Below are 15922 nucleotides of genomic sequence, written 5' to 3'. Positions count from 1 at the left end.
CATGGCTGAACAACCGCAAGTGCGCGCGCAGGGCCCCGCTAAAGGGGTCCTGGATATCGGTCAGCGCATCATCACGATCCTGGTCGGCATGGTGGAAACCCGTGTCCGGCTGGCGGTGGTCGAGCTGGAAGAGGAGAAAGCCAACCTCATTCAGCTGCTGATCATGGCCGGTATGACGCTGCTGTTTACCGCCTTCGGTTTGATGAGCCTGCTGATCCTGATCTTCTGGGCCATCGATCCGGTCTATCGGCTGATGGCGCTGGGTGCCACGACCGGCGTGCTGCTGTTCCTGGCCGTGGTCGGCACCATTTGGACGCTGGTCAAGGCCCGTCGCACCACGCTGCTCGGCGCCACGCGCAAGCAGCTGGAACTCGATCGTGCCGAACTGGAGCGCGAGCCATGAGCCGCCGCCGCTATCTGGAATGGAAAAAAGAGAGGCTGATTCGCCAGATCCAGCAACAGCGTCTGGATCTGGCCGAACACAAGTCTTTATGGCTGGAAAAGACCGAACGCATCGACCGCGGCTGGCAGACGGTGTTTGGCCTGCGCCGCTATCTGGTGCTCGGTTCCAGCGTCATGGCGCTGTACGGCATCCGCCACCCCAGCAAGATGATCCGCTGGTCGCGCCGCGCTTTCGGCGCCTGGAGCGCTATCCGCCTGTTTAAAAAGACCTTCTCCGCCAAGTAAGCCCCGCGCTTTTCCTTCAAACATCCTGTTGCTCCGCCCTCGTTTTCCCCCTAAAACAGCGCTGCTTATCCCGAGGGCCGGGCAACCTGCTGACAAGCGTCAGTTTATTAGCACGCTAAAGATTCAGATTTTTTGAAAAATTACGACAGTTTTACTTGCTAACAACCTGAGCACTTCCCGCTTAACATTCACTCCATCAATACGATATGGGCCGAACAGGGTGAGAGACCCAATATACCGCCCGTTGATATGACTACCGCCGAACAGGCACACAAAAACACTTTGGAGTAGATGATGAAAAAATTAGAAGATACAGGTTTGTTGGTTGCTCGTATTCTGATGCCAATCCTGTTTATCGTGGCAGGCTACGGCAAAATGGGTGACGCTTATGCCGGTACCCAGCAGTACATGCAATCGATGGGCGTGCCTGGCTTCTTGCTGCCACTGACCATCCTGCTGGAATTTGGCGGCGGTCTGGCGATCCTGTTCGGCTTCCTGACCCGCACCGTGGCGCTGTTCACTGCCGGTTTCACCATTCTGACCGCGCTGCTGTTCCACACTGACTTTGCGGAAGGCGTAAACCAGCTGATGTTCATGAAAAACCTGACCATCGCCGGCGGCTTCATCGTGTTGGCGGTCGCAGGCCCTGGCGGCTTTAGCATCGACCGTCTTCTGAACAAGAAATGGTAATCTAAACTGTCATTCAGGGCCCGGCATGCCGGGCCCTGTCGCTTTTCACTCGGACACCAAGGAGACTCCCATGGGACAACTCGTCGATGGCGTTTGGCAAGACATCTGGTATGACACGAAATCTACCGGCGGCCGTTTCAAACGTTCAACCGCTCAGTTTCGCAATTGGGTGACCGCCGACGGTCAGCCGGGCGAACACGGCGCGGGCGGCTTCCAGGCCGAAGCGGGCCGTTATCACCTGTACGTTTCCCTCGCCTGCCCCTGGGCGCACCGCACGCTGCTGATGCGCAAACTGAAAGGGCTGGAGCAGATCATTCCGGTCTCGGTGGTGCACCCGCTGATGCTGGAAAACGGCTGGACCTTCGGCCAGGATTTTCCTGAAACCACCGGCGATCCGCTGTATCACGCCGATTTCCTGTACCAAATCTACCTGCGGGCCGATCCGCACTACAGCGGGCGCGTAACCGTGCCGGTGCTGTGGGATAAACAGCAGCAAACCATCGTCAGCAACGAATCCGCCGATATCATCCGCATGTTCAACAGCGCGTTTGACGGCGTGGGCGCCCGCGCGGGCGATTACTACCCGGCCGATCTGCGCGGCAAAATCGATGAGCTGAACGGTTGGATTTACGATCAAGTGAACAACGGCGTGTACAAGGCCGGTTTCGCCACCAGCCAGGAAGCGTATGACGACGCGGTCAGCGGGGTCTTCAGCGCGCTCGAACGCCTGGAGCAGATCCTGGGGCAGCACCGCTACCTGACCGGCGATCGGCTGACCGAAGCCGACCTGCGCCTGTGGACCACGCTGGTGCGCTTCGATCCGGTGTACGTCACCCACTTCAAGTGCGACAAACACCGCATCAGCGACTACCTGAACCTGTACGGTTTCCTGCGCGACATCTACCAGATGCCGGGCATCGCCGAGACGGTCAGCCTGCCGCACATTCGCAACCACTACTACCGCAGCCACGCCACCATCAACCCGCACGGCATCATTTCCATCGGGCCGGCGCAGGATCTGGACGAGCCGCACGGCCGCGACCAGCGCTTCGGCTAAGGCAAAAAAATCCCCTTGCCGCCCGGCAAGGGGATGTCATCCAACCGGCGTTAACGCTGTGCGAACAGGCGCGGAATTTCGCGCAGGAACCAGGCCTTCGCCTCCCCCATGCTGTCGCGCCGCCAGGCCATGATGATATCGGCTTCGCGGCTGTATTCCGGCCCCACCACGCGCAGCCGCCCGGCTTCGATATCTTTCTCCACCATCGGGTAGGGCATGGTCGCCACCCCCAGCCCGGCCAGCAGCGCCAGGCGTTTGTCTTCGATGGTGCTCACCGTCAGGCGCTGTTGTTTATCCAGCAGCTGTACGGTCAACACCGGGCGCTCGCGGGCGGTATCCGCCACCGCGATGCCGCGGTACTTCACGCGGGTCACCTCGGACAACGGCTCCGGCTCCTGATGGATCGGGTGATCCGGCGCGGCGACATAAACGCTCATCACCTTGTACAGTTTGCGGGTGTTGATCTCCGACGACGCGCGGAAGTGCATGTCCGGCGCGATCACGATGTCGGCGCGCCCCTGCTCCAGCCGTTCCCAGGCGCCCGCCAGCACCTCGGTGAAAATCGACACCTGGGTGTTGGCCTTCAGCGCCAGCTTGTCCACCAGCGGGAACAGCAGGCTCGGCGGCGACAGCGCTTCGCTGACGATGGTCAGGTGAGTTTCCCAACCGCGCGCCAACGCTTCGGCGTCGGTGGTCAGCTTGTCGGCCGCTTCCAGCAGCACCCGCCCGCGTTCCAGCAACATGCGCCCCACATTGGTGAACTTGGTGCGGTGGCCCGAACGGTCGAACAGCACCACGTCCAATTCTTCTTCCAATTTTTGCATGGTGTAGCTGAGCGCCGACGGCACCCGGCCCAGTTCGTCGGCGGCCGCGGCGAAGCTGCCGCGCCGGTCGATCGCGTCCATCACTCTCAGCGCCTCAAGCGTGAGCGCCCGATCTCTGGCCATCACATCCCTCTGTCAGGAAATTTGAATATGCTGACCAGATTAACTGGCTAACAATCCGACGTCCAGATGCTTACCATTTGGATAATGAATTTAGAGAGCCGATTGCCATGATTACATGCAGAACAGCACAACAATGCGGGCAAGCTGACTTTGGTTGGCTGCAGGCTCGCTACACCTTTTCCTTTGGTCACTACTTCGATCCCAAACTGATGGGCTACGCGTCGCTGCGGGTGCTGAATCAGGAGGTGCTGGCGCCGGGCGCGTCGTTCCAGCCGCGCACCTATCCCAGCGTGGATATCCTGAACCTGATCCTGCAGGGCGAGGCGGAATACCGCGACAGCGACGGCAACGCCGCGCGCGCCAAAGCCGGCGAAGCGCTGCTGCTGGCCACCCAGCCGGGCCTGAGCTACAGCGAACAAAACGTCAGCAGCGATACGCCGCTAACCCGCCTGCAGCTGTGGCTGGACGCCTGCCCGGAACGTAACAACGAGCGGGTGCAGCGCCTGACGCTGCCGGCGGCAGGCAACCTGCTGCTGGCCTCGCCGGACGGCGCGCAGGGCAGCCTGCAGCTGCGCCAGCAGGTTTGGATCCACCATCTCGATCTGCAGCCGGGCGAAGAACAAACGCTGACGATTAACGGGCCACGCGCCTATTTGCAGTCGATTCACGGCACCATCGCCGCCACCGGCGAGCGCCACGAAGCGCAGCGCCTGACCTGCGGCGACGGCGCCTTCGTGCGCGAGGAGAATCGCCTGACGATCCGCGCCGAGACGCCGCTGCGCGCACTGCTGATTGATCTGCCGGTGTAAGCCGGCCGGAAAACGAAAAACCCCGCGCAACTGGCGTTGCGCGGGGTTTTCTTTTGTCGAGGGAGTTGACCGGTAAGCCGGGTTCTGTCGTGGACAGTCATTCCTCTAGGCCAGCAATCGCTCACTGGCTCAAGCAGCCTACCCGGGTTCAGTACGGGCCGTACCATGTGAACCCCTATTTGGCCTTGCTCCGGGTGGAGTTTACCGTGCCACGAACTGTTGCCAGCCGCGCGGTGCGCTCTTACCGCACCCTTTCACCCTTACCTGATCCCGCTTGCGCGGGCCATCGGCGGTTTGCTCTCTGTTGCACTAGTCGTAGGCTTGCGCCTCCCAGGCGTTACCTGGCACCCTGCCCTATGGAGCCCGGACTTTCCTCCCCTCCATCTGTCTCCCCGAAGAGGACGGCAATGAAGCGGCGACTGTCTGGTCAACTCCGGCGCGGATAGTAGCGTCGCGGCGGCGGCAGGTCAACCGCTTTACGGCTGTTGTTGCTCCAGCGCGTGCTTATACAGCGCATTTTTCTTCACGCCGTGGATTTCCGCCGCCAGCGCCGCCGCCTTTTTCAGCGGCAGCTCTTTTTGCAGCAGCGCCAGCGTGCGCAGCGCCTCGAGCGGCAGCGCATCCTCCTGCGCCTTGTGGCCTTCGACGATCAGCACCATCTCGCCGCGGCGGCGCACTTCATCTTCCTGAACCCATGCCAGCAGCTCGCCCACCGGCGCGCCGTGGATGGATTCCCAGGTTTTGGTCAGCTCGCGCGCCAGCACCACATAGCGCTGCGGCCCCCAGACGGTGACCATGTCCTGCAGGCTTTCCAGCAGGCGGTGAGTGGACTCGTAGAAAATCAGCGTGCGCGGTTCCTCCGCCAGCGCCATCAGCGTATCCTTGCGCCCCTTGGTTTTCGCCGGCAGGAAGCCCTCGTAGCAGAAACGGTCGGAAGCGACGCCCGCAGCGCACAGCGCGGTGGTGGCGGCGCAGGCACCCGGCAGCGGCACCACGCGAATGCCGGCCTCGCGGCAGCGGCGCACCAGGTGATAACCGGGATCGTTGATCAGCGGCGTGCCGGCGTCGGACACCAGCGCGATGCTCTGGCCCTCCTGCAGTTTCGCCAGCAGCTGATCGGCCTTTTGCTGTTCGTTGTGGTCATGCAGCGCGAACAGACGCGCGTTGATCGCGAAGTGTTGCAGCAGCAATCCGGTATGGCGCGTGTCTTCCGCCGCGATCAGATCAACGCTTTTCAGTACCTCTAACGCGCGGTGGGTGATATCGCCCAGATTGCCGATTGGGGTGGGCACCACATACAGCGTTGATGCAGAAATGACTGATTGTTGGTGTTGATTCATTGTTTCATCCGGGTTGCCGATTTAATATTGAGCATCTTGAAAAAAACATCACTGGATACAGTATGCTTTCCTCAACATTCGTTCGTACCAAAGCAGGGCGTTCCAAGCCTGTCCGACTTACCGCAGTCATCGCGGCAGCCCTTTTCCTGGCGGGCTGCCCAAGTCGGGCCCCGCAAACGCCGCCCGCCAATATACAGGACGAAGCGAGCGCCAGCTCCGATTACTACCTGCAGCAGTTGCAGCAAAGCAGCGATGATAACAAGGCTGACTGGCAATTACTTGCTATTCGCGCCTTGCTGCGTGAAGGAAAACTGCCGCAGGCCGGCGACCAGTTGAATCAGCTGCCGAAAAACCTCAGCGGCGCGCAGCAGACTGAACGCCAGTTGCTGACCGCCGAACTGCAGATCGCCAACAAGAGCTACGTCAGCGCCCGCAGCACGCTGGGCCACCTGGACAGCGGTTCGCTGTCGCCGAATCAGAAGGTGCGCTACTACCAGGCGCAGATCGCCGCCAATCAGGGCAAAGCGTCGCTGCCGTTGATCCGCGCCTATATCGCTCAGGAGCCGTTGCTGACCGGCAAACCGCATCAGGACAACCTGGATCAGACCTGGCAGGCGCTGCTGCAGCTGACGCCGCAGGAGATGAACAGCCTGGTGATCAACGCCGACGAGAACGTGCTGCAAGGCTGGCTGGATCTGCTGCGCGTCTATCAGGACAACAAGCAGGATCCCGATCTGCTGAAGGCCGGCATCAAAGACTGGCAGAACCGTTATCCGAAGAACCCGGCGGCCAAAACGCTGCCGGCTCGCCTGAACCAGGTGCTGAACTTCACCCAGGCCTCCACCTCGAAAATCGCCCTGCTGCTGCCGTTGAACGGCCAGGCGAAAGTGTTCGCCGACGCCATCCAGCAAGGCTTCGAAGCGGCGAAAAACGGCGGTTCCATGCCGGCGCCGCAGCCTCAAGCCGCGCCACCGGCCAGCGCACCGGCCCAAACGGCGCCGGCCGATCAGGCCGCCACGGGTGACATCAACGCCAACGGCGCGGTCAGCCCTTCGGCGCAAGAAAGCCAGCCTGCCGTGACCGCCGCGCAACCCGCGGCGCCGTCCAGCGCGCCGATAACGCCGCCGCAGGCCGCCAACGCGCAGGTCAAAGTGTACGACACCACCAGCCAGCCGCTGGCCGCCTTGCTGAGCCAGGCGCAGCAGGATGGTGCTACCCTGGTGGTCGGGCCGCTACTGAAAGAGAACGTCGATCAGCTGTCCGCCAGCACCACTACGCTGAACGTGCTGGCGCTCAACCAGCCGGAAACGCCGAAGGACAACCTGAACATCTGTTACTTCGCCCTGTCGCCGGAAGATGAAGCGCGCGACGCCGCTCGCCACATCTGGGAACAGCAGAAGCGTCAACCGCTGCTGCTGGTGCCGCGCGGCGCCTTCGGCGATCGCGTCGCCAAGGCCTTTAACCAGGAATGGCAGAAGCAAGGCGGGCAAACCGTGCTACGTCAGGACATCGGCTCCGCCGGCGAGCTGCGCCAGATGGTGAACAGCGGCGGCATCCGCATGACCGGCACGCCGATGTCGAGCGCCCCGGCGCCGCAGAGCGTGACCATCGCCGGGTTGACCATTCCGGCGCCGCCGAGCGACGTGCCCGCCGCAACCGGCGGCGTCGACGCGGTGTATATCGTCGCCACGCAGTCTCAGCTGACGCTGATCAAACCGATGATCGACATGGCCACCAGCTCGCGCGGCAAGCCGGCGATGTACGCCAGCTCGCGCAGCTACCAGGCAGGCGCCGGCCCGGACTTCCGTCTGGAAATGGAAGGCCTGCAGTTTAGCGATATCCCGCTGCTGGCCGGTTCAAACCCTCAGCTGTTGCAGCAGGCCAGCGCGCGCTTCCGCAACGACTACTCGCTGGTGCGCCTGTATGCGATGGGGATGGATGCCTGGACATTGGCCAACCACTTTGCTGAAATGCGCCAGCTGCCGGGCTTCCAGGTTTCCGGCACCACCGGTATGCTGAGCGCGTCGCCGAACTGCGTGATCAACCGTAAGCTGCCTTGGCTGCAATACCGTCAGGGCACGGTCGTTCCGGTCTCTTGAACCCACGCGCCTCAGGGGCGGGCTATGAGTTACTGGCCCGCCGTCACCTGGAACACGCCGGGCTCACCTTCTGCGCCGCCAACGTCGCGGTGCGCGGCGGTGAGCTCGACCTCATCATGCGCGACGGCGCTACCTGGGTATTCGTCGAAGTGCGCTACCGCCGCAACGACGCCTTCGGCGGCGCGGCCGCCAGCGTCACCTTTCGCAAACAACGGCGGTTGCTGCACGCCGCCGCCGTCTGGCTGGCGGGGCGCGGAGCCAGTTTTGACACATCATCTTGCCGTTTTGATGTTTTGGCCATTACCGGTAGCCAGTTAGAATGGATACCCAACGCCTTCAATGCGGATTAATCGGGGTTTTGCGGCGCAGACCGGCCCTTTGACTTAGTGGATTAATACAACGTGCTGGATAGAATTAAAGTCTGTTTTACCGAAAGCATCCAAACCCAGATTGCGGCGGCGGAAGCATTGCCGGACGCCATTTCCCGCGCTGCGATGACGCTGGTTCAATCCTTACTCAACGGCAACAAAATCCTGTGCTGCGGCAACGGCACCTCGGCGGCCAACGCGCAGCACTTCGCCGCCAGTATGATCAACCGTTTTGAAACCGAGCGCCCCAGCCTGCCGGCCATCGCCCTCAACGCCGACAACGTGGTGCTGACGGCGATCAGCAACGATCGGCTGCACGACGAAGTGTACGCCAAGCAGGTGCGCGCGCTCGGGCACACCGGCGACGTGCTGCTGGCGATTTCCACCCGCGGCAACAGCCGTGATATTGTGAAAGCGGTCGAGGCGGCCGTCACGCGCGATATGACCATCGTCGCGCTCACCGGCTACGACGGCGGCGAGCTGGCCGGGCTGCTCGGCCAGCAGGACGTCGAGATCCGCATCCCGTCGCACCGCAGCTCACGCATTCAGGAAATGCATATGCTGACCGTAAACTGCCTGTGCGACCTGATAGACAACACGTTATTCCCCCACCAGGACGATTAAGGAACTGAGATGAAGCTAAAAGCCACATTTGCAGTGCTGTCCAGCGCCCTGCTGTTGCAAGGCTGTATCGCCGGCGTCGTCGTCGGCAGTGCGGCCGTCGCCACCAAAACCGCCACCGACCCGCGCAGCGTAGGGACCCAGGTGGATGACGGCACGCTGGAAGCCAGGGTCGAAAACGCCCTGAGCAAAGACCAGCAGTTGAAGAAAGATGCCCGGGTGGTCGCCACCGCCTATCAGGGCAAGGTGCTGTTGACCGGCCAGTCGCCTAACGCCGATCTCACCGCGCGCGCCAAGCAGATCGCCATGGGCGTGGAAGGCACGAGCGAAGTGTATAACGAAATCCGTCAGGGCACGCCGGTCAGCCTCAGCACCGCGTCCTCCGACACCTGGATCACCACCAAGGTGCGTTCGCAGCTGTTGACCAGCGATACGGTGAAATCGTCCAACGTGAAGGTCACTACCGAAAACGGCGAAGTGTTCTTGCTGGGCCTGGTCACGCAGCAGGAAGGGCAGTCGGCGGCGCAGATAGCCAGCCAGGTCAGCGGCGTGAAGCACGTCACCACCGCCTTTACCTATGTGAAGTAATCCGCTTGGCGGGAACGGCGCCCTGCCGTTCCCGCCGGTTTAATCCAGCGAGTTCTCGCGTAAAAACGCTTCCCCGCCCAGTTGCCGCATCTGGCGCATGATCCACTGTTGACGCTGCACCACATAGCCGGACGGCGCATCGGCCCTGAAACGATGCGGATTCGGCAATACCGCCGCCAGCAGCGCCGCCTCGGCCGCGCTCAGCCGTTTAGCCGGCTTATGGAAAAAGCGCTGTGAAGCCTCCTCCACGCCGAATACCCCGTCGCCGAACTCGACGATGTTCAGATACACCGTCAGAATGCGCCGTTTGGTCCACACCAGCTCGATGCCCGACGTCAATCCGGCCTCCAGCCCTTTGCGCAGCCAGCTGCGGCCATCCCACAGAAACAGGTTCTTGGCGGTTTGCTGCGACAGCGTGGAGGCGCCGCGGATGCGCGTCGGGCGCTTCTCGTTGTGGCTGAGCGCCTTTTCAATGGCCGCCACGTCGAAGCCCCAATGGTCTGGAAACTTCTGATCCTCCGCCGCCATCACCGCCAGCGCCATTTGCGGCGAGATGTCGTCCATCGACACCCAGTCCGAATGGGCGACGTAGCCGAAGTCGCCGCTCAGCCAGGCGCTGACTTGCCTCTCCACCATCACGGCGGAAAACGGCACCGGCAGGAAGGCGAAGAGCACAATGCCCAACGCCCACAGGCCGAGGATCGCGATGACGCCGCGCTTCAGCCAATACCACGGGCGCAGCCGCCGCCATCCGCCGAGCGATTTTCTCATTCAGCCAGTTCCAGCACCCGCGCCACCAGCTTATCGATGCCGAGGGCCGCCTGCGCGATCGACGGCGCCAGCATATAGGCCGGCGTGGTCACGATCTTGTGATCGCTGTCCACCACGATGTCGTCCACCGGGCAAATCACCGGTTCGCCGCCCATGGCGTCAATCACTTCCCCCAGGTCCGGATCGTTGCCAATGGTCAGCCGCGCTTGTTGATCCAGCAGTTTCGGCAACAGCGCCGGCGCGATGCACATCAGGCCAATTGGTTTGTTGGCCTTATGCATCTCGCGCGTCAGGCGCGCCAAATCTTCATCGACCCAACATTCCGCGCCGGCTTCGGCGAAATTGCTGAGGTTCTTGGCGGCGCCAAAGCCGCCGGGCACGATCAGCGCATCCAGCTGCGCGGCCTCCGCCAGCGTCAGCGGCTGCACCGCGCCGCGGGCAATGCGCGCCGACTCAATCAGGACATTGCGCGTCTCCGCCATCTCATCACCCGATAAGTGATTAATAACATGGCGTTGTGGTTTATCAGGCGCAAAGCACACCGCCTGCGCGCCGGCACGATCCAACGCCAGCAGCGTCAGCACCGCTTCATGGATCTCCGTACCGTCATAAACGCCGCTGCCGCTGAGGACTACACCCACCTTTTTCATCACTCTTACTCCTGTCGCTGCTGTCAACTGGTTCGTACTCGGAGTTGACAAACACTAATCTACATCACACATTTTAATGAATCTTCTAACAAGAGCGCTTACATTTGCTATGTTGTTGGCTGTATGATGTTTAGGAATTCGCTACAACCTGCTCGACCAGAACACTGAAACCAATACGCAGGTTCACAATTTCCCTGGTGTTGGCGCAATATTCGCGCACCCCGGCTTAGGTCGGGGTCATTTTTTTTCAGCGTTCTCTACCCAAGCCCGCAGTACCTGCACGTCGTTGCGCCACTCTTGCTTCAACTCATCCACCCAATCCTGCACGTTATCCCACCAGGCCGGCAGCGTCGGCGTTTGAATCTGCTGAGCCAGCTGCTGCAGATGGCGCAGACCGACCGAACCGGCGGCGCCCTTGATCTTGTGCCCTTCCTCGGTGATACCTTTCTGATCGCGCGCCGTCATGTTGGAGTCCAGCACCGCCAGATAGCCCGGCATCATCTGTTCGAACATTTCCAGGCTTTGGTGGATCAGCTGCGGGCCAACCAGATCCATGTACTGTTCCAGCATCGCGGTATCGAGTAACGACTCATTAATCTGCATCGCCTTGTGCTCCGTTTTCTTTGAAGTGTGAGAAGGTTGATGATCCCAATAGTGTTTGATGACCTGGGTCAACGCCGGCACCGACAGCGGCTTGCTCAGCACATCGTCCATGCCCGCCTCGAGGTACTCTTTTTTGTCTTTCAGCACGTTGGCGGTCAGCGCAACCAGCGGCGGCAGCGCCTGACCGGCATAGCGCTCACGCAGCGCCCGGGCGATGTCCAGCCCGGTCATGTCCGGCAGTTGAATGTCTAGCAGCACCAGATCGAACTCGTCCGGATCGAACATCGCCAGCGCATCGTGGCCGTTCATCGCCACCTCGACGCTGTTGCCCAGCTTCTCCAGCACCGAGCGCGCCACGATCACGTTCAGTTCGATATCCTCCACCAGCAGGATGTGCAGCGCCGGCAACGGCAGCTCCTCTTCCTCCGGCGCCGCGCTGACGGCTTCCTGCACCGCCGGCGCCTGGATGGTCAGAGTGAAGCAAGAACCGTGCCCCTGTTCGCTGCGCACGGTGATGTCGCCGCCCATGCTCTGCGCCAGCCGCTTGGAGACCGCCAGCCCGATGCCGGTGCCGGTGGCCGGGCGGCCGCCGCGCTGATCTTTCACCTGGTAATACATGGCGAAGATCTTGTCCTGCTCGTCCTGCGGGATGCCCATGCCCGAGTCTTCCACCTCGAACACCAGCTTCTCCTGCGCCTCGCGCCGCACGCGCACCACGATTTGCCCCTGCTGGGTAAATTTCACCGCGTTGCCGATCAGGTTCCACAAAATCTGCCGCAGGCGCGTGCCGTCGGTCACGATCTGCTGTGGCAGCGGCGTTTGCGGCTCCATGATGAACTGCAGCCCTTTCGGCTGCGCCAGCAGGCCGGAGAGATTCTCCAGATCCGCGAGGAAACCGGTGAAGTCCACCGGCTGGTTGTCGAGCTGCACCTTGCGCCGCTCGAGCTTGTCCATTTCGATAATGTCGTTGAAGATATTGCCGAGGGTGATGGCGCTGACGTGAATGGTCTTCAGGTATTTCAGCTGCTCGTCGTTCAGCTCGGTATCGAGCAGGATGCGGCTCAGGCCGACGATGCCGTTAAGCGGCGTACGCAGCTCGTGGCTGATGGTGGAGATAAAGGTGGTCTTCTCCCGGCTGGCGTTCTCCAGCGCGTCCTGGTAGCGCTTACGCTCGGTAATATCGCGGCCGAAGCCCATCAGCCCGTGGCGTTTGCCCACCCGGTCGTAAAACGGCACCTTGCGCAGTTCGAAACAGGCCTTGCGGCCGTCGGGATACACCAGCCATTGTTCGTAGGTCAGCGAGACGTTGTGGCGGAACACCTTCTCGTCGGTCTCAATGACCTTTTCGGCGATCTCCTGGCCGTAGACGTCGAACGGCGTCAGGCCGATCAGCTGCTTCTCGCTCTTGCCGGTCAGCAGCTCCATCGCGCGGTTGCAGCCGGAGAACTCTTTGTCTTCGTTGCGGTAGTAGACCAGGTCCGGCGAGGCGTCGAGGAAGGAACGCAGCAGCGCCGACTGCTGGCCCAGCTCAATCTGCGCCAGCTCGCGCTGTTCCATCTCTTCCGTCAGCTTCTCCATCACCTGCAGGCGCTCTTCTTCCGCCTTGATGCGATCGGCGATCTCCTGATTCAGCTGGCTGATATTGTCTTTGAGCTGCTGATTGAGCTCCAGATCGCGGTGGCGCATCTCTTCCAGCTTGTCCACCAGCCGCGCCAGCCGTTGGCGCGACTCCTCCAGCTGCTCCACCACCACCGAGAGGAAGTAGACCGCCCACGGGGTGATCAACAGGCCGAAGAAGATTGAACGCACCACGTCGATGCTTTCCACTTCGCCGCGCAGCAGCATGGTCACCGCCATCTGCACCACCATCGCCAGCACCACCAGCGCCGAGGCCAGCAGCAGCGAGAAGCGCACCAACCCCAGTTTCACCATTAAATCAACGTAGTACTGGGCCAACACCCGGATTTGCTTCATAGCGGCTCCCATCAGACACAATCTTTTGAATCATACCGTAAATTTTTCCGCCGTGTCTGAGAGTCAAGTCCTGCTAACGGAAAATAGCGGCGTCTGGCGTGCATCGGGCGGTTCATTGCCGTCGACACCGTGGAAAAGCACGTTGATCAATCCGCTCATACTTAGGGATTAATCACTTGTAACTAAAAGACTTTTTATGTGACGCACCCCACACCTCAGCCGCTTGAGAAGGCCTTTCCGTTAATATATTAATGATGCACCGTGCATGACGCATGCTTTAGCAGACACGGATAGCGAAGCCCTGAGGCTTGAAGTAAGGGAAAGGATGTTATCCCGCGGTTTACTTTCACCGGCAGCAGCGTTGTGGCCAGCCCGGCAGGCTTCCTCATTTCCCTGACGTGAGGATTGACCATGTTAACCATCTATCGCACTACCCTGTTCGTCCTGTCTTTGACCGTTATTTTGCCCCTGAAGGCCGCCACTGCCGTGACCGGCTATCTGAGTGCAGAGCAACGGCAAATCGCCACGCTGTTGCCGCCGCCACCTTCAACGGATACGCCGCAGAATCGGGCGGATCTGCAGGCGGTGCTGGCCATTCAGGCTAACCGCACGGCGGAACAAATCGCCAAAGCCAAGCGGGATGACCACCTGGAAGACGCCGCCTTCCCCTTCGCCCGCGAGATCTTCGGCCCGACCTTTACCGTCGATCGCCATCCGCTCACCGCCGCCCTGTTCCGCCGGGTCTATCAGGACTTTGAACAAAGCCTGATGCCCGCCAAGGCCTTCTATGGCCGCCCGCGCCCCTATGAGGCCGACAGCCGCGTGAAACCGCTGCTGCCGCCGCCGGAAGGCGATTCCTACCCTAGCGGACACGCGATGGACAGCTACCTGACGGCGCTCCTGTTGGCGCAGATGGTGCCGGAAAAACGCAGCGCGCTGTTTGAGCGGGCGGCAAGCAATGCGCAAAGCCGGGTGATTGCCGGCGTTCACTACCCGAGCGATCTTGAAGGCGGCAAGTTGGCGGCGACGGCGCTCGCCGCACGACTGCTGGCGAATCCGCAGCTGCAGGCCGATCTGCAGCGCGCCCGCGTGGAGGTGCGCGCCAACCTGCAGTTATAACGTCGGTGAATAATGCAGGGCGGCATCCAGCGCGCTGCCCTGCCCGCCGTATTGCTGCAGATAAGCGCCCACCGCCTGCATGCCGCGCCAGCGGTTTTCGCACCACAGCGGCGCCAGCAGCGTAGGCCGACGGGCGCTGGCGGACAGGCGGTGATACACCACCTCGCCCGGCGTGTGGCGGATCATCTCCCCGGCGCTGACGGCGTAATCTTCCAGCGCCAGTTCGGACAAGCGCCCGGCGCGCCACGCGCGGGCCAGGGTGCTGCCGGTAACGACGTGCAGCGGATGCAGCTTGATGCCATCCACGCCGCTCTCCACCACCCGCTGCAGCGTGAGCAGATGATCGCGCTGGGTTTCTCCCGGCAGCCCGACGATCAGATGGCAGCACACCTTCAGCCCGCGCTGCCGAGCCCGTTGCGCGGTCTGCTGATAGCAGCGGAAATCATGGCCGCGGTTGATGCGTTTGAGCGTTTTATCGTGCGCCGTCTGCAGCCCCAGTTCCAGCCACACTTCATAACCCTCTTCGCGATACCCCGTCAGCAGATCCAATGCGGCGGACGGCACGCAGTCCGGGCGAGTGCCGACGCACAGGCCGACCATGTCGCTCTGCGCCAACGCCTGCCGATACATCGACGCCAGCAGTTCGACCTCCGCATAGGTGCTGGTATAGGCCTGAAAATAGGCCAGATAGCGCCGCGCCCGGTCGACCCGCGCGGCCTGCTGCGCCAGCTGTTCGGCGATACTTTGCCGCTGCATCGCCTCATCGGCGAATGAAGCGACGTTGCAAAACGTACAGCCGCCGCGCCCCAACGTGCCGTCGCGGTTAGGGCAGCTGAATCCGCCATGCAGCGTGAGTTTATGGATCTTTTCGCCATGGCGGCGCTGGAGATCTGCGCCAAACATATTGACTAATTGCGGCAACTGCATAATCTTGGTGATTCTCTGTGTTCAAAGCCGCGATGCTAATAAGAAACGGCTTTTCCCGCGATGACAGAGATCAACGCTTTCCCCGCAAGGCGCCACCAAGCATAACTATTCATCATAAACGCAAATCAATTCACTATAATTCTGATGAATTATTCTAATCGTCACGCAACCGTTAACGGCAATATGACAACACGGTGAAAAATAGTCATAAACATCAACCAAGCAATATCTTATAGAATAAAACTCTGACATTAACCCCCGCACTAGCATGGTGCAGAGATTAAGGGGTTGCACTATAGTGAGACAGCTCACACTTCTGCGGGGATCGGCGTTGCCCCACGATAGTGCAAAAATGCATTAAACACCTTATTTTTCAAATAAATAAATACCATAAATTCGATAAGAATCTATCTTAAGCCCACATTTGACCTGCGAATTCTTTCTCGCTAAGTTGGAAGTCCGCTGGAAGCTTTCTGGACGGGCAAACGTCTCGTCATATTTATGCAGTAATTGAAGACTCCCTCTTAAAACAAGTCCTATACCACTTGTGAGACCGTCACGAGAGGCCATTGATGGAGGGCGGAAAAGCAGATTGGCGGGGTTAACTTGCTGATTGGACTTCTGCCTGAAATTGGGAAGCCCCCTCGCAGTAGGTTGTGAGAGTCACGCAGA

16 protein-coding genes and 1 other RNA gene are annotated in these 15922 nt (G+C 60.9%); 10 read left to right on the top strand and 7 right to left on the bottom strand.

The features are described from left to right. Nucleotide 1: 1 nt before the first annotated feature. From ACSBQQ_RS20225 to ACSBQQ_RS20210, 4 genes are all read left to right on the top strand, one after another. The gene (locus ACSBQQ_RS20225) at nt 2-403 is read left to right on the top strand and encodes a phage holin family protein (RefSeq protein WP_033636106.1); all 402 of its coding nucleotides are present in this window, start codon (nt 2-4) and stop codon (nt 401-403) included. Then, nucleotides 400-687, top strand: coding sequence for a YqjK-like family protein (locus ACSBQQ_RS20220; RefSeq protein WP_004937121.1), 288 nt, complete (start codon nt 400-402; stop codon nt 685-687). The genes ACSBQQ_RS20225 and ACSBQQ_RS20220 overlap by 4 nt, the downstream gene beginning before the upstream one ends. A 294-nt stretch (nt 688-981) precedes the next feature. Next, entirely contained in the window at nt 982-1377 is a 396-nt protein-coding gene (locus tag ACSBQQ_RS20215; protein ID WP_004937119.1) for a DoxX family protein, read from the top strand. A gap of 70 nt (nt 1378-1447) precedes the next feature. Beyond that, on the top strand, nt 1448-2434 hold the full coding sequence (locus ACSBQQ_RS20210) for a glutathione S-transferase family protein (protein WP_033649007.1): 987 nt from the start codon (nt 1448-1450) through the stop codon (nt 2432-2434). 50 nt (nt 2435-2484) lie between these two features. Here the strand turns inward: ACSBQQ_RS20210 and ACSBQQ_RS20205 are convergent, their stop codons facing one another. After that, nucleotides 2485-3381 carry a LysR family transcriptional regulator gene (locus ACSBQQ_RS20205; RefSeq protein WP_004937113.1) on the bottom strand — a complete coding sequence of 299 codons (897 nt, stop codon included), beginning with the start codon at nt 3379-3381 and terminating at the stop codon, nt 2485-2487. 107 nt (nt 3382-3488) lie between these two features. Here ACSBQQ_RS20205 and ACSBQQ_RS20200 point away from each other — a divergent pair, with 107 nt between their 5' ends. Continuing rightward, nucleotides 3489-4190, top strand: a complete 702-nt coding sequence (locus ACSBQQ_RS20200; protein ID WP_060424694.1) for a pirin family protein — start codon at nt 3489-3491, stop codon at nt 4188-4190. 57 nt (nt 4191-4247) lie between these two features. Here the strand turns inward: ACSBQQ_RS20200 and rnpB are convergent. Then, nucleotides 4248-4625, bottom strand: an RNA gene (gene rnpB, locus ACSBQQ_RS20195) — RNase P RNA component class A. A gap of 41 nt (nt 4626-4666) precedes the next feature. Beyond that, a complete protein-coding gene (rsmI, locus tag ACSBQQ_RS20190; RefSeq protein ID WP_004937108.1) occupies nt 4667-5530 on the bottom strand; it encodes a 16S rRNA (cytidine(1402)-2'-O)-methyltransferase in 864 nt (287 codons plus the stop codon). A gap of 62 nt (nt 5531-5592) precedes the next feature. On the opposite strand from rsmI, the gene ACSBQQ_RS20185 reads away from it, so the two are divergent. Genes ACSBQQ_RS20185 through dolP form a run of 4 tightly spaced genes read left to right on the top strand, consistent with a single transcriptional unit; the run spans nt 5593 to nt 9206 of the window. After that, the gene (locus ACSBQQ_RS20185) at nt 5593-7629 is read left to right on the top strand and encodes a penicillin-binding protein activator (RefSeq protein WP_041036809.1); all 2037 of its coding nucleotides are present in this window, start codon (nt 5593-5595) and stop codon (nt 7627-7629) included. Next, a complete protein-coding gene (locus ACSBQQ_RS20180; RefSeq protein WP_086556960.1) occupies nt 7626-7979 on the top strand; it encodes a YraN family protein in 354 nt (117 codons plus the stop codon). Before ACSBQQ_RS20185 ends, ACSBQQ_RS20180 begins: the two co-directional genes overlap by 4 nt. 51 nt (nt 7980-8030) lie before the next feature. Beyond that, on the top strand, nt 8031-8621 hold the full coding sequence (diaA, locus tag ACSBQQ_RS20175; protein ID WP_004937103.1) for a DnaA initiator-associating protein DiaA: 591 nt from the start codon (nt 8031-8033) through the stop codon (nt 8619-8621). 9 nt (nt 8622-8630) lie between these two features. Then, the gene (gene dolP, locus ACSBQQ_RS20170) at nt 8631-9206 is read left to right on the top strand and encodes a division/outer membrane stress-associated lipid-binding lipoprotein (RefSeq protein ID WP_033636114.1); all 576 of its coding nucleotides are present in this window, start codon (nt 8631-8633) and stop codon (nt 9204-9206) included. A 39-nt stretch (nt 9207-9245) separates the two neighbouring features. On the opposite strand, the gene mtgA is transcribed toward dolP, so the two are convergent. From mtgA to arcB, 3 genes are all read right to left on the bottom strand, one after another. Further along, entirely contained in the window at nt 9246-9977 is a 732-nt protein-coding gene (gene mtgA / locus ACSBQQ_RS20165) for a monofunctional biosynthetic peptidoglycan transglycosylase (protein ID WP_033636115.1), read from the bottom strand. Then, nucleotides 9974-10627, bottom strand: a complete 654-nt coding sequence (gene elbB, locus ACSBQQ_RS20160) for an isoprenoid biosynthesis glyoxalase ElbB (RefSeq protein ID WP_049196178.1) — start codon at nt 10625-10627, stop codon at nt 9974-9976. Before elbB ends, mtgA begins: the two co-directional genes overlap by 4 nt. A gap of 237 nt (nt 10628-10864) precedes the next feature. After that, nucleotides 10865-13204: an aerobic respiration two-component sensor histidine kinase ArcB gene (gene arcB, locus ACSBQQ_RS20155; protein WP_033649005.1), complete on the bottom strand. Its 2340-nt coding sequence runs from the start codon at nt 13202-13204 to the stop codon at nt 10865-10867. 411 nt (nt 13205-13615) lie between these two features. Between arcB and ACSBQQ_RS20150 the strand changes: the two genes are divergently transcribed. After that, a complete protein-coding gene (locus ACSBQQ_RS20150; protein ID WP_033649004.1) occupies nt 13616-14323 on the top strand; it encodes an acid phosphatase in 708 nt (235 codons plus the stop codon). On the opposite strand, the gene ACSBQQ_RS20145 is transcribed toward ACSBQQ_RS20150, so the two are convergent. After that, a complete protein-coding gene (locus ACSBQQ_RS20145; protein WP_033649003.1) occupies nt 14318-15250 on the bottom strand; it encodes a TIGR01212 family radical SAM protein in 933 nt (310 codons plus the stop codon). The genes ACSBQQ_RS20150 and ACSBQQ_RS20145 overlap by 6 nt on opposite strands. Nucleotides 15251-15922 lie beyond the last annotated feature (672 nt).

Source organism: Serratia sp. G204Y, assembly GCF_051172435.1.
GTDB classification, from domain to species: domain Bacteria; phylum Pseudomonadota; class Gammaproteobacteria; order Enterobacterales; family Enterobacteriaceae; genus Serratia; species Serratia sarumanii.
The sequence above is the reverse complement of the archived record's forward strand: the minus strand, read 5'-3'. Positions and strand labels throughout refer to the sequence as shown.